The 21,032-nt window shown below is 64.4% G+C and carries 17 protein-coding genes; 12 read left to right on the forward strand and 5 right to left on the reverse strand.

The genetic code is table 11. The annotated features are described in order from the left end of the window. Positions 1 to 2: 2 nt before the first annotated feature. The 12 genes from AC58X1_RS18155 (at position 3) to AC58X1_RS18210 (ending at position 16,661) form a co-directional block, all read left to right on the forward strand. Complete coding sequence (locus AC58X1_RS18155; RefSeq protein ID WP_101322605.1) at positions 3 to 3,083, forward strand: virulence factor SrfB; 3,081 nt, start codon at positions 3 to 5, stop codon at positions 3,081 to 3,083. Then, a complete protein-coding gene (locus tag AC58X1_RS18160) occupies positions 3,080 to 5,794 on the forward strand; it encodes a virulence factor SrfC family protein (protein ID WP_497429269.1) in 2,715 nt (904 codons plus the stop codon). The genes AC58X1_RS18155 and AC58X1_RS18160 overlap by 4 nt, the downstream gene beginning before the upstream one ends. 5 nt (positions 5,795 to 5,799) lie before the next feature. Continuing rightward, the gene (locus AC58X1_RS18165) at positions 5,800 to 6,840 is read left to right on the forward strand and encodes a hypothetical protein (RefSeq protein WP_150573752.1); all 1,041 of its coding nucleotides are present in this window, start codon (positions 5,800 to 5,802) and stop codon (positions 6,838 to 6,840) included. Beyond that, the gene (locus AC58X1_RS18170) at positions 6,837 to 8,795 is read left to right on the forward strand and encodes a vWA domain-containing protein (RefSeq protein ID WP_150570543.1); all 1,959 of its coding nucleotides are present in this window, start codon (positions 6,837 to 6,839) and stop codon (positions 8,793 to 8,795) included. Before AC58X1_RS18165 ends, AC58X1_RS18170 begins: the two co-directional genes overlap by 4 nt. Positions 8,796 to 8,801: 6 nt before the next feature. After that, positions 8,802 to 9,500 (forward strand): ABC transporter ATP-binding protein, encoded by a 699-nt coding sequence (locus AC58X1_RS18175; protein ID WP_497429270.1) that lies wholly within the window; start codon positions 8,802 to 8,804, stop codon positions 9,498 to 9,500. Next, the gene (locus AC58X1_RS18180) at positions 9,484 to 10,707 is read left to right on the forward strand and encodes an ABC transporter permease (protein ID WP_497429271.1); all 1,224 of its coding nucleotides are present in this window, start codon (positions 9,484 to 9,486) and stop codon (positions 10,705 to 10,707) included. Before AC58X1_RS18175 ends, AC58X1_RS18180 begins: the two co-directional genes overlap by 17 nt. Before the next feature lie 91 nt (positions 10,708 to 10,798). Then, entirely contained in the window at positions 10,799 to 12,247 is a 1,449-nt protein-coding gene (locus tag AC58X1_RS18185; protein WP_262500185.1) for a formylglycine-generating enzyme family protein, read from the forward strand. 20 nt (positions 12,248 to 12,267) lie between these two features. Continuing rightward, positions 12,268 to 13,008, forward strand: coding sequence for a hypothetical protein (locus tag AC58X1_RS18190; protein ID WP_371918890.1), 741 nt, complete (start codon positions 12,268 to 12,270; stop codon positions 13,006 to 13,008). A 10-nt stretch (positions 13,009 to 13,018) separates the two neighbouring features. Next, complete coding sequence (locus tag AC58X1_RS18195; protein ID WP_101322613.1) at positions 13,019 to 13,522, forward strand: hypothetical protein; 504 nt, start codon at positions 13,019 to 13,021, stop codon at positions 13,520 to 13,522. A 45-nt stretch (positions 13,523 to 13,567) separates the two neighbouring features. Further along, complete coding sequence (locus AC58X1_RS18200) at positions 13,568 to 14,797, forward strand: vWA domain-containing protein (RefSeq protein WP_497429272.1); 1,230 nt, start codon at positions 13,568 to 13,570, stop codon at positions 14,795 to 14,797. Between the two features lie 8 nt (positions 14,798 to 14,805). After that, positions 14,806 to 16,077, forward strand: coding sequence for a VWA domain-containing protein (locus AC58X1_RS18205; protein ID WP_497429273.1), 1,272 nt, complete (start codon positions 14,806 to 14,808; stop codon positions 16,075 to 16,077). Between the two features lie 146 nt (positions 16,078 to 16,223). Then, positions 16,224 to 16,661: a CBS domain-containing protein gene (locus AC58X1_RS18210; RefSeq protein WP_101322616.1), complete on the forward strand. Its 438-nt coding sequence runs from the start codon at positions 16,224 to 16,226 to the stop codon at positions 16,659 to 16,661. Between the two features lie 8 nt (positions 16,662 to 16,669). Here AC58X1_RS18210 and AC58X1_RS18215 read toward each other — a convergent pair whose 3' ends face one another. The 5 genes from AC58X1_RS18215 to AC58X1_RS18235 form a co-directional block, all read right to left on the reverse strand. Beyond that, on the reverse strand, positions 16,670 to 17,308 hold the full coding sequence (locus tag AC58X1_RS18215; protein ID WP_188036872.1) for an NADH:ubiquinone oxidoreductase subunit N: 639 nt from the start codon (positions 17,306 to 17,308) through the stop codon (positions 16,670 to 16,672). Between the two features lie 70 nt (positions 17,309 to 17,378). Further along, a complete protein-coding gene (locus AC58X1_RS18220) occupies positions 17,379 to 17,621 on the reverse strand; it encodes a DUF2789 domain-containing protein (protein WP_101322618.1) in 243 nt (80 codons plus the stop codon). 149 nt (positions 17,622 to 17,770) lie between these two features. Then, positions 17,771 to 18,403, reverse strand: a complete 633-nt coding sequence (locus tag AC58X1_RS18225; protein WP_101322619.1) for a LysE family transporter — start codon at positions 18,401 to 18,403, stop codon at positions 17,771 to 17,773. A gap of 100 nt (positions 18,404 to 18,503) precedes the next feature. Then, positions 18,504 to 19,091, reverse strand: coding sequence for a mechanosensitive ion channel family protein (locus AC58X1_RS18230; protein ID WP_101322620.1), 588 nt, complete (start codon positions 19,089 to 19,091; stop codon positions 18,504 to 18,506). Beyond that, on the reverse strand, positions 19,091 to 21,001 hold the full coding sequence (locus AC58X1_RS18235) for an ATP-binding cassette domain-containing protein (protein ID WP_101322621.1): 1,911 nt from the start codon (positions 20,999 to 21,001) through the stop codon (positions 19,091 to 19,093). Before AC58X1_RS18235 ends, AC58X1_RS18230 begins: the two co-directional genes overlap by 1 nt. Positions 21,002 to 21,032 lie beyond the last annotated feature (31 nt).

Genomic DNA, 21,032 nt, shown 5'->3' on the forward strand with positions numbered 1-21,032 from the left:
AGATGTTGCCCGAAATCACCCAGTTCGAAGAAACGGTCACGCTGGTCAGCGATACCGGCATTCAATTCATGGATTTCGCCCTGCGTCTCGGCCCGGACGGCGAGCAAGCGGGCAAGTTCGTCCAGCTCAACAACGGCATGGTGCCTACGCGCCTGCTGTGGTCGCGCGAGTACAAGGACTTCTACGAGCCGGAGCCGGACAAGGTCGTCCAGGTCGAATTCGACAGCAGCGACGACAACCACTTCCGCGTCGCCATGGAAGAAAGCCTGAAGCTGTTCGATGGCGTCTGGCTGCCATTGCCGTTCCTGCGCTTCATGGCCCCGCATCGGTTTGACGAAGGCCCCAACAACTGGTCGCGGATGCGCCTGGTCAAGCTGGCCGAGCCGGACCTGGACGGCAATACCCATCGCCTGACGCTGGCCTTCGATACGCGCATCATGGCCGCAGTGGCCGGTGCTCATTACCTGGCGCCGAACGAAGAAGACGTGCGCTCCGGGGTCGATTTCAAGCTGGCCTGCAGCGCCCGTGAATACGGCTGGTTCCTGACCCACGGCTGGATCCGCGAGTGGCTTGCCGAGCTGTATGGCGAAGCCCGCGCCGAGTGGACCCGCGAGCGCCTCGAACGTGATCTGCAGGGCAACCGTCACCTGGCCCACTACCTCAACCTGCTGAGCCTGTTGCGTCGGCCGGTGCCGGCTGAGCAGAGCGTCGAGAAGCCCAAGGTCGAAATCCCGGAAATCAAGGTTGTCGCCAACGAGATTCAGGGTGTGGTGCAGCCAATCCCGGTCGACCTGGTACTCGATGTGGGCAACTCGCGCACCTGCGGCATCCTCATCGAGGACCACGGCCAGGCAGGCTCCGGCATGCGTCACAACTACGTGCTCGAACTGCGCGACCTGAGCGAGCCGGAGAAGGTCTACAACGAAGCCTTCGAAAGCCGCGTCGAGTTCACCCAGGCCTACTTCGGCAAGGATAATTTCTCGGTCAAGAGCGGCCGCCACAATGCCTTCCAGTGGCCGACCATCGCCCGCGTCGGTGGCGAAGCCGGACGCCTGGCCAGCCGTCGCCGCGGTACCGAAGGCTCGACCGGGCTGTCCAGCCCCAAGCGTTACCTGTGGGATGAAAAGGCCTACGGCCATGGCTGGCGCTTCAACACCTCCTACGTCAAGAGCGACAAGGAGCCGCTGGCCACCGCCGCACCGTTCGCGCACCTGATCAACGACCTCGGCCAGGCCCTGTACCTGCCGCCGAAGAACGACATGCCGGTGTTCACCCCGCGCTATTCGCGCAGCAACCTGATGACCTTCATGCTGGCCGAAGTGGTCACCCAGGCGCTGGCCCAGATCAACAGCCCGGCGCAGCGTTCGCGCCAGGGCCACGCGCGCGTGCCGCGCCGCCTCAACAGCATCACCCTGACCGTGCCGCCAGGCATGCCTCAAGCCGAGCGCAGCATCCTCAGCAACCGCATGTACGAAGCCGTCGGCCTGGTCTGGAAGAGCTTTGGCTGGCATGCCGGCGAGAGCAACCCGTTCAAGGACAAGAGCATCGTCCCGCGCACGCCGCTGCCAAGCATCCGCGTCGATTGGGATGAAGCCAGCTGCGGCCAGCTGGTGTACCTGTACAACGAGGTCAACGAGAACTTCGCCGGTCATCCGGAAGAATTCTTCGCCGCCCTCGCCCGCCCGGACAAGCAGGAAGCCGAGCAGATCACCCTGGCCACGATCGATATCGGCGGCGGCACCACTGACCTGGTGATCACCGACTACCGCCTCGACCGTGGCAACAACGGCGGCGCCGGGGCCAACGCGCACATCGTGCCGAACCAGCGTTTCCGCGATGGTTTCAAGGTGGCTGGCGACGACATCCTCCTCGACGTGATCCAGGAGTTCATCCTGCCGTCGTTCCGCAAGGCCCTGCAGGGCGCTGGCGTGAGTGCGCCGGACGCGATGATGTCGCGCCTGTGCGGCAACGGTGATGCCTCGGCGCAAGAGCGCATCCTGCGTCAGCAGCTCAACCTGCAGATCTTCGTGCCGCTGGGTCTGGCCCTGCTCAAGGCGTACGAGAACTACGACCCGGCGCAGCCGCAGGACGTCGTCGAGCAGACCTGGCAAGAGGTGCTGGGCACTGCCGTGATCAACGACAGCGTGCTCGAGTTCGTCAATGCCGCAGTGCGCCGCGAAGTCGGCCGCGAAGGCACGCTGGAGCTGCTGCAGACGCCGATCACGTTTGACCTTGAGCAGGTCCATGCGGCCTTCATCGGCGGCCAGATCAACATCACCCGGATCCTCGCCGAGCTGTGCGAAGTGATCTCGCACTACCCTTGCGACATGCTCCTGCTGACCGGCCGACCGTCGCGCCTGCCGGGCATTCAGGCGTTCATCCGCCAGCGCCTGCCGCTGCCGCCAGGGCGCATCCTGCCGCTGCAGAACTACCGCACCGGCGGCTGGTACCCGTTCCACCGCAACGGCCTGATCGATGACCCGAAGAGCACCGCTTCGGTCGGCGCGATGATCTGCCTGCTGTGCTCCAAGCACAGCGTGCCGAACTTCTATTTCCGCACCGTCGAGCTCAAGCCGTACTCGATCATCAAGCACTTCGGCCAGATCGACACCGCTGGCACCATCAAGCATGCCGACGTGCTCTACCACAACCTGCAGTCGGCCAAAGGCCGGATCGAACTGCCGATTGTTGGCGAAGGCGAGCAGCGCGGCACACCGTGGCTGGAAATGCGCGGCGACATGCACCTGGGCTATCGGCAGTTGTCGGCCGAGCGCTGGTCGGCCTCGCCGCTGTACACCTTGCGCTTCACCCCGCGCGGCAGCAGCGCGTTCTCCAAGGCACTCGGCAAGGGCGGCGAAGCGCCGGTACTGCGCGTGCGCCTGGAGGTCGAGGAGCCGTCGGACCAACTGCTGGAGCAGGGTTTGATCAGCGACAAGCTGATCATCTGCGACCTGCAATCGAATATTCAGGATGCCGATTTCGATTACGACCGGGATCTGGAGCTTGCCCTCAATACCATGCCAACCATGAGCTTGAGTGACAGCGACTATTGGCTCGACAGCGGGAACGTCAAAGGAAAATGAGCGACCTTACGCCGAAGCAACAACAGTTGATGAACGCCTGGGGCGCTGTCCATGAAGGCGCCGGCCAGGCCCTGTCGTGGATCGACCAGGTGCGTGGCAACGCCGCCAGCGTGGAAGCCGAGGCCGATGGCCTGAGCCTGCGTCTGCGCCAGGCGCGCAACCGCGCCAAGGACCTGCGCAAGGCCGCGTCGACGCCAATGGTGATCGGCTTCTTCGGCCTGTCCCAGGCGGGCAAGTCGTACCTGATCTCGGCCCTGGCGGCAGATCAGCGCGGCCGGCTTGAAACCGACTTTGGTGGCAAGACCCTGGACTTCATCGAGCACATCAACCCGACCGGGTTGGGCAAGGAAGCCACCGGCCTGGTTACCCGTTTCAGCCGCCTGGCCAAGCCCAGCCCGGATGCCAACTACCCGGTCGAGCTGAAGCTGTTCAGCGAAGTTGAAGTGGCGAAGATTCTCGCCAACGCCTGGTTCGAGGATTTCGATCAGGAGAAGCTCGACTACAGCTTCACCGACGATAGCCTGCAAGCGCTGCTCAAAGGCTTCGAAGGCCGCGAGCAGGAGCAACTGCATCCCGGCGTCAACGGTGACGACGTGGTCGCCTTGTGGGACTACCTCAAGGGCAACTACGAAAAATCGGTACGCAAGCTCGATGACCACTACTGGCCACGAGCAATCAAGCTCGCGCCGCACCTGAGCTATCGCCAGCGCGCCAAGCTGTTCTCGGTGCTGTGGGGCGAGCAGCCAGCGCTCACCGAAGTGTATGAACTGCTGGTCGGCGGCCTGCACAAGCTGGGCTTCCCCGACACCGTCTATGCGCCTTTGAGCGTGTTGGTGAAGGACGACAACGGCAGCTACACGCCGACCAACAGCATCATGAACGTGGATATTCTTGGCCGTCTCGGCACCAGCCGCGATTTGCCGGTAAGCGTGCTGCCACTGCACGGCGACAAGGTCCAGAGCAGTGTCGGCCTGACCGTCGCCCAGCTCGCCGCGCTGACTGCCGAGATGACCTTCCGCCTGATCAACAGCCCCAAGGACCCGGTGGTCGAAGCGGTCGATCTGCTCGACTTCCCTGGCTACCGGACCCGGCAAAAGCTGCTGCGCCTGGAAGACGCTGCCAGCCCGGACGCGGTCGAAGAGGTCAACCCGGCCTCCAGCCTGATCCTGCGCGGCAAGGTCGCCTACCTGTTCGAGCGCTACACCGACGCCCAGCAGATGAATGGCCTGGTGCTGTGCACCAGTTCGTTCAAGCAGAGTGAAGTGGTCAGCGTCGGCCCGGTGCTGACCCGCTGGATCCACAAGACCCAGGGCGCCACGCCAAAAGAACGCGGCCAGCGCACTCCGGGCCTGATCTGGGCGCTGACCATGCTCGACGGTTTCATCGGCAACACCCTCGGCCTCAGCGAAGGGCAGCTGCCTGAAGGCTGCGAGAACATGATGAAGCTGACCATGATCGAGCGTTTCGGCGCTCAGGAATGGATGAAAGAGTGGGCCGACCGGCCGTTCAACAACACCTACCTGGTGCGCAAGCCGCGTCTGGACACCGCGTTCATCGAGCGCGACAGCGGCAGCGGCGAAGAAACCCACTTCAACGAGCGCCACGAGTTGCGCCTGCAGCAGCTGCAGCAGTGCTTTGCGCAAAGCCCCTCGGTACAGCGCCATATCAAAGACCCGGCCGATGCCTGGCAAGCCATGCTCGCCCTCAACGACGGTGGCATCAGCCGCTTCAGCGCCAGCTTCCAAGGCATCAGCGACATCGACTTCAAGCTGACGCGCATCGACGAACAGCTGCGCCAGTGCCGCGCCGATCTGCTCGAACACGGCCTGCATGCATGGCGCGAAGAGGACTTCGAGCAGCTGCTGAACAAGAAGCGCGAGAAGACCCAATATCTGGTCGACAACCTCGGTGCCGATCCGGACGCGATCAGCGAGCTGATCAACGCCCTGCAATTGCCCGATGAAGAACTGCGCGAGCTGTACCTGGGCGGCGTGTATGACATCGACGGTATCGATGGCGAGGCAGAGCCCGAGCCGGAAAGTGCCGCCAAGGCGCCGGCCAACAAAGCCCCGGCGATCAATTTCGGCAACCTGTTTGCCAGCCCGGCAGCCGCGCCATCTGCGCCCGCAGCCCCAGCCAAACCGCTGGCCCAGCGCTTGAACTCGGAACAACGCTTTGCCCGCGCCGCACTTAAAGCGTGGATCCGCCACATGCGCGAGCTGGGCACGCAGACCTTGCGCCTGAACAGCATGCGCATCAGCCGCGAACTGGCCGACGCCTTGACCGAAGAGCTGATCAGCGCCGTGCGCCGACCGGCCTTCCTCGCACAGCTCGACCAGGCCGTGACCCGGCGCATCCTCGGTGGCGCCCGGCGCGACCAATTGGTGCAGCGCCAGGTGATGAACGTGCAGCTGTTGATGCGCGACTTCCTGTCCTGGTTCGGCCTGCTTGCGCAGCCACTCAGCCAGCGCCCGAATTGTCTGATCGGCGAGCGCCAGCCAGTGTTCGGCTTCTACCAGAACGTGGCCCTAGGCGAACTGCCGGAGCTGCCGGCGCAGCCGTCACACCAGGAGCAGCGCTTCCTCGTCGACTGGCTGTCGGGCCTGGCCTGGCTGACCCAGGAAAATGCCAAGAACGGCGCCGACCCGGAAATTACCACCGAGCAACGCCGCCAGTTGGCGGTGTTGCTGAACACCTTTGAAGCGAGCTGACTGTAATGGGTATCAGAGTTGATGTGCTGCCACTGACCGTGAACACGCCGGGCCATGCCGTGCTGCGGATCACCGGCTGGGAGGGCGCGAGTGACGGCCTGGAGCTGTCCCTGCAGAGCAGCCAGACCCACGAGTTCCTCCACCCCGGCGCACGCTGGGGCAACGTCGCCCATGGTTTCAAGCTCGATGCCTTGCAGCCGGTGGACGGCGCGCCGGGCCTGGAAACGCGCATTGGTCCTGAGCTGATCGACCCCTTGCTGGAAGCCAGCGGCACCGCCAACTTCCGCGTGGAGCTGAGCGATCCGCAGCAAGGCCAGAGCGATATGGGCATGCTGCGCATCAACAATGAGGTGCTGCCATCGACTTCAGGTGCACCACAGCAGACGCCGCCCCCGCTGCCGGTTCCACCCGCACCTGAGCCGATCGCGCCAGCGCCAGTCAGCGTGCCTGAAGAACCTGTAACCACAGCCGTTGAACCGGAGCCGACCCCAGAGCCGGTAATCAATATCAGCAAGCCGATCTCCCCTGCTCCGGCCAAGACCGGCAACCGCTGGCTGCTGCCGCTGCTGCTGGTGGTTTTGTTGCTGCTCGCCGCAGGCGGCGCCTGGTGGTGGTTCAACAAACAACCAACCGCACCGGTCGAAGCACCGAAGCCCGAGCCCAAAACCGAACAGCCAGCGCCCCCTGAGCCCACTGCCGCCCTGCCCTGCACCCTGGAAAGCATGCAGAGCGAAGGCGAGATCCCGTTCGTCCAGGCCTGCATCCAGAACGCCCCAGGCTCGGCCGCGCTGCTGGAAGTGATCAACCAGGCCAAGGCCAGCAACCACTGCGGCGTTGCCCAGCGGCTGTACGCCAACCGCGCCCAGGGCGGCGACATCGAAATCGCCAGTGCCTATGCCCGCGAGTACGACCCCAAGTACCACCAGCCCAGCGAATGCTTCAAGGCGCCAGACAACGCCACCGCAGCCTACTGGTACGAGACCATTCTCGGTTTCGATGAGAACAACGCCGAAGCCAAGCAACGCTTCGAGGAGCTCAAACCATGAGCCTGCGCAGCCTTGGCGCCGCCCTGCTGGCCTTGAGCCTGAGCCCGGTGCTGCACGCGGCCGACAAGCCGCTGCTGCAAGAGGGCAAGAAAACCCTGTTCCAGCGCGTGCTGACCACCCCCGGCTGCAAGCTCAGCGACGCTGCAGGTGCTGCGCCGGGCAAGGCCCAGCCGACCTTCAGCCGCTTTTATGTGTACGAGCGCGCGGCGGTGGACAACCGCCAGTGGCTGCGCGTCGGCCCGGATACCCAGGGCAAGAGCATCGGCTGGCTGCCGGGTGACTGCACTGTCGAATGGAAAATGCAGCTGACCCTGGCCTTCACCAACCCGGCCAACCGCGACCGGCTGATGTTCTTCAAAGACCGCAGCCAGCTCGAAGGCATCCTCGATGCGCCCGACCCGGTCAGCAAGGTCGCGCCATTGCGCGCCCAGCTCAAGAACGGCAAGGAAGCGCCTGGGGTATTGGCCCAGGAGCCGGAGTACTTCGTCGACCTGCAGAAAAACTTCTACCTGCTGCCGGTCCTGAGCGGCGAAGAAGTGATGACTGAAGAAGGCTTCCGCACGCGCATCCTCAACGTCGCCTCGGTGAGCAAGGCCGACGCGGCCAGCAGCGCGGCACCTGCGGCCGGCAGTGCTGCCAGCCAGGCTGCAGCCAACACCCAGATGAAAGCGTTCAGCGCGGCGGTAGTATTCGTCATCGACTCGACCATTTCGATGGACCCGTACATCGACCGCACCCGCGAAGCGATCAAGCGTGTCTACGCCCAGATCGAGAAGGAGAACCTCGGCCAGCAGGTCAAGTTCGGCCTGATCGCCTACCGTTCCAGCACCCAGGCAGTGCCGGGGCTGGAGTACGTCAGCAAGATGTACGCCGACCCGAACACGGTCAAGGACGGTGCCGACTTCCTCAGCAAGGTGGCGGATCTGAAGCAGGCCAAGGTCTCCAGCAAGGTCTTCGATGAAGACGCCTATGCCGGGGTCATGCATGCGGTCGACAAGGTCGACTGGAGCCAGTTTGGCGCGCGCTACGTGGTGCTGATCACCGATGCCGGCGCGCTGGATGGCGGCGACAAACTGTCCAGCACCGGCCTTGGCGCCGAGCAGGTCAAGATCGAAGCCAGCAACCCTGGCGTTGCTCTGTACACCTTGCACCTGAAGACCCCAAGCGGGGCCAAGAACCACGGCAGCGCCGAAGCGCAGTACCGCGCCCTGTCGACCTACCCCGGCACCAACACCTCGCTGTACTACCCGGTCAATGCCGGTGATGTCGACGAGTTCGGCCGCAAGGTCGACAGCCTCGCTGGCGCCATCACCCAGCAGGTCCGTTCGGCGTACATGGGCGAAGACGCCGTTGGCAGCGCCACCAATGCCAAGGCCAGCCCCGCCGAGCAGAAAATGCTCGAAGACGCCGCGCTGATTGGCCACGCGATGCAGCTGGCGTACCTGGGCAAGGCCAGCGGCACCCAGGCGCCGCCGGTGTTCGAGGCGTGGATCAGCGACCGTGACCCGATCAAGCAGAACGTGCCCACCACCGATGTGCGGGTGCTGCTGACCAAGGCGCAGCTGAGCGACCTCAGCGACGTGCTCAAGCAGATCCTCGACGCCGCCAACGAAGGCATGATCTCGCCCAGCGAGATGTTCACCCGCCTGCGCGCCGTGGCCGCGACCATGGGCGCCGACCCTAACCAGCTCAAGCAAGACGCCCGCGTGGCTGACCTCGGTGTGCTCGGCGAGTACCTCGATGGCCTGCCGTACCAGAGCGAAGTGCTCAACCTCGATGAAGAAACCTGGAAAGGCTGGGACGGCCTGGCCCAGGAGAAATTCATCCGCAACCTGAGCACCAAGCTGCGCCACTACCAGCGTTACAACGCCGATGTTGACCGCTGGGTGGCGCTGGCCCCGGGCGCCGACAGCCGCGACAACGTCTACCCGGTTCCTCTGGAAATGATGCCCTGACCACTTATGCTCGAGATCAAGGGATTGCGTGTGGTCCGCGGCCAGGGACCACAGTCACACGCCGTGCGCCTGGATGCGCTGCAGTTGCGCGCGGGCGAGGTGTGGGCGGTAACCGGCGAGAGCGGCTGCGGCAAGAGCACGCTGCTCGAAGCCATCGGCCTGCTGCTCAAGCCTGAGCGACTGGACTGCTACCGGCTCGGCAGCGAGCAGCACGACGTTGCTCGGCTGCTGGCCGGCGAGCAGCATGCGGCCTTGGCTGCACTGCGCTCGCGCGAGCTGGGTTTCGTCCTGCAGAGCGGCGGCTTGCTGCCGTTTCTCAGCGTGCGCGAGAACATCCTCTTGCCGCGCCGCCTGCTCGGTCTGGACGCGCACAGCCATGCGGTCGACAAAGCCGTCGCAGCGCTGAGCCTGACGCCATTGCTGGACAAACTGCCGCAGGCACTGTCGATCGGTGAGCGCCAGCGGGTCGCCTGCGTGCGCGCCATCGCCCACGAACCGCGGGTGCTGCTGGCCGACGAGCCAACCGCCGCGCTTGACCCACACAACGCGCAGCGGCTGTTCGAGTTGCTGCTGGAGCTGGTTGCCGAACTGGGCCTGAGCGCCTTGCTGGTGTCGCACGACTGGGCGCTGGTCGAGCGCTTTGGCCTGCCGCGTCTGGGCGCGATCAATGGCCAGGGGGAGACCCGTTTTGAACCCTTGGTATAAGCGCCTGGCGCTGCTGGTCAGGCTGTCGCTGGCCGACCTCTGGCATGACCGCAACGTGTCGCTGTGCATGGCCGCGTCGCTGGTGGCGGTGATCGCGCCGTTGCTGTTGCTGTTCGGCCTCAAGCATGGGGTAGTCAGCCAATTGCAGCAGGAACTGCTCAGCGACCCGCGCAACCTCGAAGTGAAGATGCTCAGCAGCGGCCATTACGACCAGGCCTGGCTGCAACGCCTGCAACAACGGCCCGAGGTTGGCTTTGCGATTGGCCAGACCCGCTCGCTGAATACCCAGGCCGACCTGCTTGGCGAGCGTGGGCGCTTTGTCGACAACGTCGAAGTGATCCCGACCGCGGCCAACGACCCGCTGCTGGCCAGCGAATTCAGCGCACTGCAAGCCGATCAACTGATCCTCAGCGAGCGCGCGGCACAGCGCCTCGAAGCCAAGGTCGGCGACAGCGTGCGCCTGCGCGTCAGTCGCCGCCTCAACGAAGTCAATGAACGTGGCGAGCGCACTCTGCGCGTGCAGGCGATTGTCGCCGCTGTGCGCTTTGCCCGCCCGGCGGCGTTCGTCAGCCCTGAGCTGCTGCTGGACCTTGAACACTATCGTGACGGTTACCTGGTGCCTGCGTTGGGCGCCGGCAGCGGCCAGTCGCTGGAGGCGGTCGGAGTCGGCTATGCCCGTGCGCGGGTCTATGCACGCGATATCGACAGCGTCGCGCCGCTGGAGCAGTGGCTCAATCAACAGCGCATCGAGACCAACAGCCGGCTGGCTGAAATCGACAGTGTCAAAGCCATCAACCATGTGCTGGGGCTGATCTTCGGAGTCATCGCCGGCGCTGCCCTGATCGGCTGCATTGCCTCGTTGGTGGGGGCGTTTCTGGCCAACATAGACCGCAAACGCCGCGACCTGGCGGTGCTGCGCCTGCTCGGTTTCACCAGCAGCGCGGTGGCCGTCTACGTGGTGCTGCAAGCGCTGCTGCTGAGCCTGACCGGGTTTGTCGGCGGGCTGGCCTGTTATTACCTGGGCAGCCTGCTGTTCGACCAGTTGCTCGGCAGCAGCCAGGCGACCGGCGCCTTTATTTGCCATATCACTGTCTGGCATGGCCTGGTGGCCCTGCTGCTGGCCTTGCTGGTCGCTGGCCTGGTTGCCTTGATCGGCGCCGTGCGGGCGATACGGATCCAACCTGCGGAGAGTCTGCGTGAACTGTAAAACCTTTGCTCGCCTGGCCCTGGCGCCCCTCGCGCTTGGCTTCGCCCTGGACGCCGCGGCAGCGAGCTGGGACGAGAAATTCTACAATCCCATGGCCGATGCCGACGATGTCGTGCTACCGATGCCCTGTGACGGCGCAATGGTGTTTCGCAAGGTGCTGATCCCGGTGGTCGGGCCGCTCGACGACTACCCGATCAACATCGGCGCCGACAGTGCCGAGTACGGCTATGTCGAGCAGACCCGACCAGCCTTTATCGCCGGCAGCTTCACCAGCGCCAAAGGCGACAAGTCGCGCTATTACCTGCTGGCCAAGTACGAAATGACCCAGCTGCAATACCGCGCCCTGACCGACGAAACCTGCCCGACACCGTCCAACAAACAGCGCCTGCCGGTGGTCTCGATCAGCTGGCTGGACGCCTTGCAGGCCGCCGACAAGTACAACCGCTGGTTGCGCGCCAATGCTGCCGACAAGCTGCCCCGCGAAGACGGCGCGCAGGGCTTCGTGCGCCTACCGACCGAAGTCGAGTGGGAGTTTGCCGCACGCGGCGGGTTGCAGGTCAGCACCGCCGAATTCCGCGACATTCGCTACCCGATGGCTGACGGCCTGAACGCCCACGAATGGTTTGCCGGTGCGCAATCGGCCAACGGCCAGTTGCAGTTGAGCGGCCTGCTCAAGCCCAATCCGCTGGGCCTGCACGACATGCTCGGCAACGCCAGCGAGATGATGTTCGAACCGTTCCGCCTGAACAAACTCGACCGCCAGCACGGCCAGGCCGGCGGCTACGTAGTGCGTGGTGGCAACTACCTGACCAGCGAAGCCGAGCTGCGCACTGCCCTGCGTCAGGAAGAGCCCTACTACAACGCCGAAGGCGCGGTGACCAAGAAAACCAACGGCATGCGCCTGGCGCTGGTGTCGCCGACCCTGACCTCACGCGAACGGGTCAAGGCCATCGAGAAGAGCTGGAGCAGCCTGGGTAACGACCAGCCGGCCGCCGACAGCAAGGACAAAGGCACGGTCAAGGCCCTCGAAGCGCTGGCCTCGAGCGTGCAGGACGAGGCCCTCAAGGGTCAGTTGAAAACCGTCGAAAACCAGCTGCGCGCGAGCAACCAGCAGCAACAGGAAGCCCGCGACCAGGCCATCCGCGCCAGCCTCAACCTGGGTGCGTTCCTTTGCACCAAGATGCTCGACGACGGCCAGTACCTGGACTTCCTGCAGAAAAACTACGCCGCCAACTGCAAGGCTGGCGAAGAAGACCCAACCTGCGGCATGCGCAAGAGCAAGCTCGACGAGCAAAGCGCGCGCCTGCACAAGCTCAGCCGTTACTACGCAAGCTCGCTGGTCGAATCCGGCTCGCTGTATGGCAAGAGCCTGCTCGAAGCGCAGGTGCCGGTGCTCGAAGGGGTGCTTACCGCCAACAACAATCTCAAGGAACTGACGCCGTACCTGCGCGCCCATTGGGCCAACCAGGTGTCGTTCCTCAAGTCGCAGAAAATTGATACCAACGCCTGGCTGAACAGCTGCAAAGCCGTCGCCCACTGACACCACAAGGAAGCGTAATCGTGATGCACAGCAAAACCGCTCGTAGCAGCTCCTGGATGAGCCTGATGATGGCCGCCTGCCTGGTCCTGACCGGCTGCGCCAGCACCGGCAGCTCGATGCTTGGTGACAGCGGCGGCGGCAAGGCCGACCCGCGCCTGACCTCGGGCGCCGACGCCAAGTTCTTCAGCACTTCGGGATACCAGGCCTGCGCCGTGGCCGCCGGTGCCGGCGTGCTCGCCTGCGTACTGTCCAACTCGGGCAACAAGGCTGCCTGCGCGGTGATCGCCGGGGTTGCCGCCTGCGGTGTGGCCATGGGCGCCAACTACTACCTCGACCAGCGCCGCACGCAGTACGCCGACACTACCCAGCGGCTGAACGCGATGACCGGCGAAGTGCAGAAAGAAAACGCCAAGGTGGTCGAGCGCAGCAACACCCTGCAGCGGGTGATTGCCGACGACAAACAGCAGATTGCCGACATCCAGAAGAGCATCAAGGCCAAGACTCTCGACAAGGCCAAGGCGCAGCAGGAGATCGCCAATGTCGATACCAACATCGGCCTGATGCGCAAAGACCTGGGCAACATGAAAAGCCGCGTCACCGAGTTCGAGAAGGTCGCCAAACTCGAGCGTGACGGTGGTGCCAGCCCGGCCGAAGTGCAAAAGGTCGAGGCCGAGATCGCCAAGATGAACAATAAAGTCGTCGCCCTGCAGCAGGAAGTCGACGGCCTCTACAACCAGCGCTCCGCGATCACCCTCGGTTAAGGAACAGCCCATGTCACTTCGTCATTGCCTGGGCCTTGCCCTGCTCGCCAGCCTCGGCGGTTGCGCCACCACTGCCTCGCAGTGCAACGCTACCGACAATAGCGCCAGCCTGGTCAGCAAGCTCAATTGCGACTACGGCGGCGGCTATGCCGAAGGCGTGCGCAACAGCGAGCAGCAGTTGGTCACCGCACAGGAGCAGAACCGCCAGTTCAATCAGGTGTTCAGCGAGCTCAGCGCCCTGCAGAGCTCCACCCGCCAGGACCTGGCCGGCCAGCAACGCCAGCAGGCCAACCTGGAGAAATCCCTGAACGGGCTGCTGGCCACGCTCAAGAGCCGCCATGGCAACAAGCAGGAGGTGCAGCAGCAGATCGCCAGCCTCGAGCAACAGCTGAAGAACCGCCAGGCAGCGCCAATGCAGAACGCCAGCAGCGCGCAGGTCGAAGCGCGCAAGCAGGAGCTCAAGGCCCTGCAGCAACAGGTCAGCCGTTTGCAGCTGAGCCTGGGTTACGAGTAAGCCCTTCGGCAGCTACGGCTGCCGATCCTTTTTCAGGATATCCACATGCAGCGGGTCACCCGCGATACCCGACCCGCGCAGGACGATCCGCGGGTGTTGGAACAGGCCATGGCGATCATCGTCAGGCACTTCCCGGCCAGCATCGCTCATCTCTACGCCACCCCGCGCACCGGCCAGGACGGTGTGCGTGAATGGTGGTCGCCGCTGGAAGGCCAGCCGCAGCGCTATCACGACCTCACAGGCGAACAGCAGGCGACCTTGCTGCGCGTCTATGACCAGCGCCAGGACGCCCTGCGCCAGTTGGTCGGCGAGCTGAAGGAACGCGGCCAGGAGCAGGAGGCGAGCGTGCTGCGCGCGCTGATCGGCCCGGCCAACCTTGAGCACCTGTACAGCGTCAATGGCGAGCCACTGCTGGTGCGCTGGGCACAGCCGGCGCCGGTCAAGCCAGCGCCGGTGGCGGCAGCGCCAGTGCCCGCACCGCGCCCGCGCCGCTGGATCTGGTTGCCGTGGTTCCTGCTGCCCCTGCTTGGCCTGTTGCTGCTGGCCCTGGCCTTGTGGTTTGGCTGGCCGTACCTGCAACGCTGGTATGAACAGCGCGAGCCGGCCAAATTTGCCTGCATGAAAGACGATCAGGCGCTGCCCCCGGAGTTCTCGGTGGTGCTGGATACCTCCGGTTCGATGCTACTGAGCGTCGCAGCGACGGCGGAGGACGAGCAGTGGTTCTTCCAGAACATCGCCGACCCCGCCATCGACCAGGCGCGAGTCGCCGAGGTTACCCGCGCGCCGGTACGCATCGATGTCGCCAAGCAGAGCCTCAAGCAGATGGTCGATGATCTGCACCCGGCCATCGACACGCGCTTCATCACCTTCGACGGCTGCCGAGCGCCGCTCGACCATGGCCTGTTCACCCCGGCCCAGCGCCCGGCGCTGATCAGCGGCATAGAGGGCCTGGTGCCGAACGACGGCACCGCCTTGAGCGCCAGCCTCGAGCTTGCCGCAAAAAGCATGAACGGCCGCGACCGTGATGGCGTGATCGTGATGTTCGTCGACGGCGCCGATGGCTGTGGCGAGGATGTCTGTGCAGTCGCTCAGCGCATCGCCCAGGAGCAGCCGCGGCTGCGGGTCAATCTGGTCAATATCAGCAACAACAGCCTGGCCAACTGCATTGCCGACAGCACCGGCGGCCGGGTCTACAGCGGCGATAACGCCGTGCAAGTGGCGGCCGCGCTGAAACAGGCGAGCCAGGAAGTTTCCAGCAGCAACAACTGCAACTAGGACGATCGATGCAACGGGTAATCCGCGACAGCCACGCCAGCCAGGACGCCGCCGCTGCACTCGAGCAGCGGGTAGCGCTAATCCGCCAGCACTTCCCGCCGGCCATTGCTCACCTATATGCCATTCCCCGCCAGGGGCGTGATGGTGTGCTGGAGTGGTGGTCGCCGCTGGAAGGCCAGCCGCATGTGTATGCCGAGCTGGGCCGCGACCAGCAGGCAGCGCTGCTACAACGCTATGAAGAGCGCCAGGCCGCAGTCGGTCAGTTGGCCAACGAGCTGCAGCAGCGTGGTCAGACCCAGGCAGCAGGCGCCTTGCGCAGCCTGATCGCGCCGCCTGATCTGGGCAACCTCTACAGCATCAACGGCGAACCGCTGGTGATCCGCTGGGGGCAGGCCGCGCCACCGCCGCCGCCACCGCCTGCACCAGCACCCAAGCCGGCGCCGCCCGCAGCCAGGCCGGCACCGCAGCCCAGGCCTGCGCCACCGCCCAGGGCCGTACCTGCGCGGCGCCTGCGGCTGTGGCCATGGCTGCTGTTCGGCCTGCTGCTGGCGTTGCTCTATGCGCTGTGGTTGAACTGGCCAATGCTGTGGGCGCGCTGGCAGGCCGATCACAGCGCCATGTGCACGCCGGGCGCTGGCTTTCAGGCTTCGGAGTTCGCCGTGGTGCTGGACACCTCCGGCTCGATGAACGAACGCATCCGCGTCAAGCGCGCAGACGACCCGTGGTACATCAGCTTGCTGGCGAAGATCCCGGTGGTCGAGCAGTTTCTGCCGTCGGGCAAGGCCCCGCCGACGACCCGCCTGAGCGTGGCCAAGACGGCCTTGGGCGCGGTCATCGAAGACCTCGACCCGAAGGTGGCGATGCGCCTGGTGACCTTCAATGGCTGCAAGTCGCCCGTCGATCATGGCGTGTTCGCACGTGACCAGCGCGCAGATCTGATCGACCGTATCGCCACGCTCAACGCACGCGGCGGCACGGCGCTCGGGGTCAGCCTGGAGGCGGCAGCGGCCAGCATGGATGGGCGTGAGCGCGACGGCGTCATCGTGATGTTCGTCGACGGCCGCGACAGCTGTGGCACCAGCATCTGCAAGGTCTCCGAGCAGATCGCCCAGAACCAGCCACGGCTGCGGATCAACATCGTCAACATCAGTGCCAGCACCGGCTCCAACTGCGCCGCCAGCAATACCGGTGGCCGGGTGTATACCGCTGATGATGCAGCTGCGGTGGCCGCCGCGTTGGAACAAGCCAGCCGCGAAGTCTCGCAGGGCAACGGCTGCTGAAGCGCAAACGGGCGCACGCCGTGCGCCCGTTTGCAGCCATGACGTTTTTCAATCGACTCCATGCCGTTTTCCGCGTTGCCGTGCAAGGCGCCTTGGCGGATGCTTTATTTACCTGAGCATCCCCCCATTCGCGCACCGAGGCCTGCATGAAAACCGTCGACGAAATCCTCAAGAGCAAGGCACAACACCAGACCGTCTACACCATCGGCCCAACCGAGTCGGTGCTGGCGGCGCTGAAGCTGCTCGCGGAAAAAAACATCGGCGCCTTGCCGGTGGTCGAAGACGGACGCGTGGTGGGCATCGTCAGCGAACGTGACTATGCGCGCAAGCTGATGCTCAAAGGCCGCTCGTCGCCGTTCACTACAGTGGCCGAGATCATGACCGCAGCGGTGATCACGGTTGAGCCCAAAACCAAGCTCGATGAGTGCATGCAGCTGATGACCGACCGCCATCTGCGCCACCTGCCGGTGGTCAGCGAGGGCAAGCTACTCGGCTTGCTGTCGATCGGCGACCTGGTCAAGGAAACCATTACCGAGCAGGCCAACCTGATCAGCCAGCTGCAACAGTACATTCGCGGCGAGTGAAGGTTGTTTCAGTGATAGGCGCTTTCCAGCTCGTCCAGCTGATGGTCGAAGCTGCGCAGGCGCGCTGACCAGGTGTACACCAGCACTTCCAGATCACGGTTGAGCACTGCCGTGCCGCCCTTACCGGCCACCGGCCCGTCGCCCAGATCCAGCTGGTAGCGCTCACGGGCCATGGCCGTAGCCACGCTGGAAAGGTCGCGGGCAAATGCCAGCCAGTGCTGGTGCGGGTCGTGGATTTCGCGGTCGAGCTCGCGGCATTGGCACTTCAGCGCATCCAGGCTTTGCTCCAGCGGCGTGCCCTTGAGCTCGCCCATGACCTCTTCGAAGGTGCGCCCGGAGTGCCAGTAACTGCCCCAGAAATAGCGGTCGAACACGGTTTCGACCCGGCGCAGGGCAACTTTGGTGTTCCAGATGGTGACCAGGGTATGGCCCTGGCTGAGTTCGCGCCTGTTCAACTGCAAGTGCTGCCAGGCGATCCAGGCCAGCCCGCAGAGCGCCGCTGCCGCGGTGACCGCAGCAGCGGCGTACAGAAACTGCACGGCCTGGTTCAGCTGATGGGTGTGCCGGATACCGTAGAAGTAGCCGGTGGTCAGGGTGCCGAGGATTGCCACGATGCACCAGAAACCGGCTGCATAGGGATCTTTCATCACGCTATCCCCTTGTTGTTTTACCTCAGCATAGCAACGCCACTTCACCCATCAGGTGCCGCTCGGCGCTTTATTTGCGGGGGCGACGCAGGGCTTCGTTGAGTTGATCAAAGGGGATTGCCCAGTCGGCGTCCTCAAGCACCGCTTCTTTGAGGAATGCGCGCTGCGAGTCGCTCCAGAACGGCGCATCGACCAGCTTGATTTCGTTTTTCAGCGGCGAGTGCGAGGTGATGAACTGGTCGATGCTCTGCGCATCGTGGTCCAGCCCCAGTTGCATGAACAGTTCGGCAAACTGATGAGTCGGTGCTTCCATGGGTGCCTCCTCGCCAAGCTGGCCGTCGACGACGCCGGCCTGGCGCTGGTTGAGTGAGAGATGAGGTGGCCGCAGCCACCTTGCTCAAAGATAGACACCAGCCAGGCCACTCAAGGTCGAAGCAATTTGCACTTTTTATCCGACAAGCGTCACAGCGGCGCCCGGCGCAGGGTGGCGAGGAAAGCTGCAGCGCCGACAAACAACCCGGCAAAGGTACGGTTCAGGCGCTTCTGCTGTTTAGGCGTGCGCAGCAGCCGCAGCACCCGCGAGGCCAGCCCGGTGTAACCAGCCATCACCAGCAGGTCGACGCAGACCATGGTCGCGGCAATCGTCAGATACTGCGGCAGCAGCGCCTGATGCGGGTCGATGAACTGCGGCAGCACGGCGAGCATGAACACCAGTGCCTTGGGGTTGCTGACATTGACCAGCAAACCACGGAACACCAGGCTCAGTGGCTTGCCGATCGGCCGTATCGGCGACTCGGCGCTCATATCCATGGGCAGCGCGCGCCATTGCTTGTAGGCGAGGTACACGAGGTAGAACACGCCGAACCACTTGATCACCTGAAACGCCGTAGACGAGGCGGCGAGGATGGCGCCGACGCCGGCTGCAATGATCGCGATCTGCAGCAACAGACCGAGTTGCAGGCCCAGGGCGTTCCAGTAACCGCGCCAGAAACCGTACTGCAGGCCGCTGGACATCGAGGCAATCGCCCCCGCCCCCGGCGACAGGCTGATCACCCAGCACGCGGCAAAGAACGCCAACCACGTTTCCATCGACATGTAGCACCTCATAGCGGATATGTTGCAAAACATTAAGCTAAGAGGTTGGCGGCGAAATCACCAGCGTTTTTTTGTGGGTTTGCAGCAGGTGCGGCTAACGTCAGTCAGCCTGGACCGCAACATCCTTGGCAACACCCGGCACCTCGCTGCCACGCCAGCGCCGTACGCACTTCTGGAAGAACTGGCTATTCGGCACCTGCACCAGCGCGCCGCCAGCATCGGGCATTTCCATCAGGGTGGTGAATAGCAGGTTGATCGCAATCACTCGGCCCTTCACACCCGGCTTGTCGAGGGTTTCCACCAGCTCGACGACGTCACCGATACGAAACGGGCCGACAGTAAAGATCAGCACGGCGCAGAGCAGGTTGGACAACACGCTCCACATGGCAAAGAACGCCACCGCCGCTACGGCGACAAAGCCTGACAGCGCGGTCCAGAGCACGGTGGCCGAGACGCCAAGACGCTCCAGCACAAACAGCAGAGCACTGCCCATGATCAGCCAGCGCAGGCCGCCACGTACCGGTACCAGCAATTCTGGTGGCAGTGGATAGCGTTCGCCCAGCCGGCTCAGGCAACGGCCGACAAAACGTTGCAGGATGAACGCTGCGGCGAGGATCAGCAGAATCTGCGCGCCTAGCCACAGCGAGTCCATCCATTGCCCCGGCAGCAGGCCGTGCAGGTCTTCCATCAGGACAACGCCTCAAGTTCGGCCTGCATGCTTTCGAGCAGCTCAAGTGCCTCCATCCAGGCTTCTTCAAGCTCGGCTTCGCGCTGCTTGAGTTTGCTCTGACGGCCGAGCAGGTCACGCAGAGCATCCTTGCGCGATTGCTCGTAGAGGCCGCTGTCGGCCAGGGCCGTGTCGATCTCGGCCAGCTGACTGTGCACCTGGCCCAGCTCGGCTTCGAGCTTGTCGGCAGCGCGCTTGTGCGGCGCCAGTTGCTGGCGCAGGGCTGCGGCGGCCTGACGCTGGGCCTTTTTGTCGGTCTTGTCCGGGTTGACCGGGGTGCTGCTGACCGGCGCGTTGCGCTGGCGGTAGTCGATCAGCCAGCGGCTGTAGTCATCGAGGTCACCGTCGAAGGTGTCGACCTTGCCGTCGGCAACCAGCAGGAAGTCGTCGGTGGTGCTCTTGAGCAGGTGACGATCGTGAGAGACCACCACCACTGCCCCGCTGAACTCCTGCAAAGCCATGGTCAGCGCCAGGCGCATTTCCAGGTCGAGGTGGTTGGTCGGTTCGTCGAGCAGCAGCAGGTTGGGCCGTTCCCAGGCGATCAGGGCCAGGGCCAGCCGGGCTTTTTCACCACCGGAGAAGTTCACCACCGGCTCCTCGGCACGCGGGCCGTGGAAGTCGAAGCCGCCGAGGAAGTCGCGCAGGGTTTGCTCGCGCTCGGTCGGGGCAATCCGCTGCAGGTGCAGCAGCGGGCTGGCCTTGTCGTCCAGCGAGTCCAGCTGATGCTGGGCGAAATAGCCAACCGAAAGGTTCTCACCGCGCACCAGGCGCCCGCCCAGCGGCTGCAGTTCGCCGGCAAGGTTCTTGATCAGGGTCGACTTGCCGGCGCCGTTGGGCCCGAGCAGGCCGATCCGCGCACCCGGCGTGAGCTGCAGCTTGACCTTCTCCAGCACGGCGGTGTCGCCGTAACCCAGACGGCCTTCGGAAAGGTCGAGCAAGGGGCTGGAGATTTTTTGCGATTCGCGGAAGACGAAGTCGAACGGCGAGTCGACGTGCGCTGCCGACAGTTCTTCCATGCGTTCCAGGGCCTTGATCCGGCTCTGCGCCTGACGGGCCTTGGTCGCTTGCGCCTTGAAGCGGGCGATGTACTTTTCCATGTGCGCGCGCTGCGCCTGCTGCTTCTCGTAGGCCTGTTGCTGCTGGGCCAGACGTTCGGCGCGGGTGCGTTCGAAGGCGCTGTAGCCACCCTTGTACAGGGTCAGCTTGCGCTGCTCGACGTGGAGCACGTGGTCGACCACCGAATCGAGGAAGTCGCGATCGTGGGAGATCAGCAGCAGCGTGCCCGGGTAGCCCTTGAGCCAGTCTTCCAGCCAGAGGATGGCGTCCAGGTCCAAGTGGTTGGTCGGCTCGTCGAGCAGCAGCAGGTCGGACGGGCACATCAGGGCCTGCGCCAGGTTCAGGCGCATCCGCCAGCCACCGGAGAAGTCGCCGACGCGGCGGTCCATCTGCTCGTTGCTGAAGCCAAGGCCGGCCAGCAACTTGCGTGCACGGGCATCGGCGGTATAACCGTCAGCGCCCTCCAGCTCGCTGTGCAAGCGGGCCAGCGCAGTGCCGTCGTGGGCTTGCTCGGCCACTGCCAGCTCGGCCTGGACCTGACGCAGGCGCAGGTCGCCATCGAGCACATAGTCGACTGCCACGCGCTCGAGGGTATCGACCTCCTGACGCATGTGCGCGATGCGCCAGTCGCCGGGCAGCTGGCAGTCGCCGCCGTCGGGCGTGAGCTCGCCGCGCAGCAAGGCGAACAGGCTGGATTTGCCGGCGCCGTTGGCACCGATGAGGCCGGCTTTATGACCGGCGTGCAGCGTCATCTCGGCGCTATCTAGCAGGCGCTGCGGACCACGCTGTAAAGTGAGGTTGGTTAGTCTGATCATGATGGTCGCGGAGTCTACCAGCTTCCTCGGC

Source organism: Pseudomonas sp. PGPR N4 (genome assembly GCF_059693665.1).

Bases quoted from the DNA above. Each gene is read 5' to 3' on its own strand.
- AC58X1_RS18160 (WP_497429269.1), top strand. From the start codon at position 3,080: ATGAGCGACCTTACGCCGAAGCAACAACAGTTGATGAACGCCTGGGGC.
- AC58X1_RS18235 (WP_101322621.1), bottom strand. From the start codon at position 21,001: ATGATCAGACTAACCAACCTCACTTTACAGCGTGGTCCGCAGCGCCTG.
- AC58X1_RS18185 (WP_262500185.1), top strand. From the start codon at position 10,799: ATGGCCGATGCCGACGATGTCGTGCTACCGATGCCCTGTGACGGCGCA.
- AC58X1_RS18195 (WP_101322613.1), top strand. From the start codon at position 13,019: ATGTCACTTCGTCATTGCCTGGGCCTTGCCCTGCTCGCCAGCCTCGGC.
- AC58X1_RS18165 (WP_150573752.1), top strand. From the start codon at position 5,800: ATGGGTATCAGAGTTGATGTGCTGCCACTGACCGTGAACACGCCGGGC.
- AC58X1_RS18155 (WP_101322605.1), top strand. From the start codon at position 3: ATGTTGCCCGAAATCACCCAGTTCGAAGAAACGGTCACGCTGGTCAGC.
- AC58X1_RS18230 (WP_101322620.1), bottom strand. From the start codon at position 19,091: ATGGAAGACCTGCACGGCCTGCTGCCGGGGCAATGGATGGACTCGCTG.
- AC58X1_RS18200 (WP_497429272.1), top strand. From the start codon at position 13,568: ATGCAGCGGGTCACCCGCGATACCCGACCCGCGCAGGACGATCCGCGG.
- AC58X1_RS18170 (WP_150570543.1), top strand. From the start codon at position 6,837: ATGAGCCTGCGCAGCCTTGGCGCCGCCCTGCTGGCCTTGAGCCTGAGC.
- AC58X1_RS18205 (WP_497429273.1), top strand. From the start codon at position 14,806: ATGCAACGGGTAATCCGCGACAGCCACGCCAGCCAGGACGCCGCCGCT.
- AC58X1_RS18220 (WP_101322618.1), bottom strand. From the start codon at position 17,621: ATGGAAGCACCGACTCATCAGTTTGCCGAACTGTTCATGCAACTGGGG.
- AC58X1_RS18175 (WP_497429270.1), top strand. From the start codon at position 8,802: ATGCTCGAGATCAAGGGATTGCGTGTGGTCCGCGGCCAGGGACCACAG.
- AC58X1_RS18225 (WP_101322619.1), bottom strand. From the start codon at position 18,403: ATGTCGATGGAAACGTGGTTGGCGTTCTTTGCCGCGTGCTGGGTGATC.
- AC58X1_RS18215 (WP_188036872.1), bottom strand. From the start codon at position 17,308: ATGAAAGATCCCTATGCAGCCGGTTTCTGGTGCATCGTGGCAATCCTC.
- AC58X1_RS18210 (WP_101322616.1), top strand. From the start codon at position 16,224: ATGAAAACCGTCGACGAAATCCTCAAGAGCAAGGCACAACACCAGACC.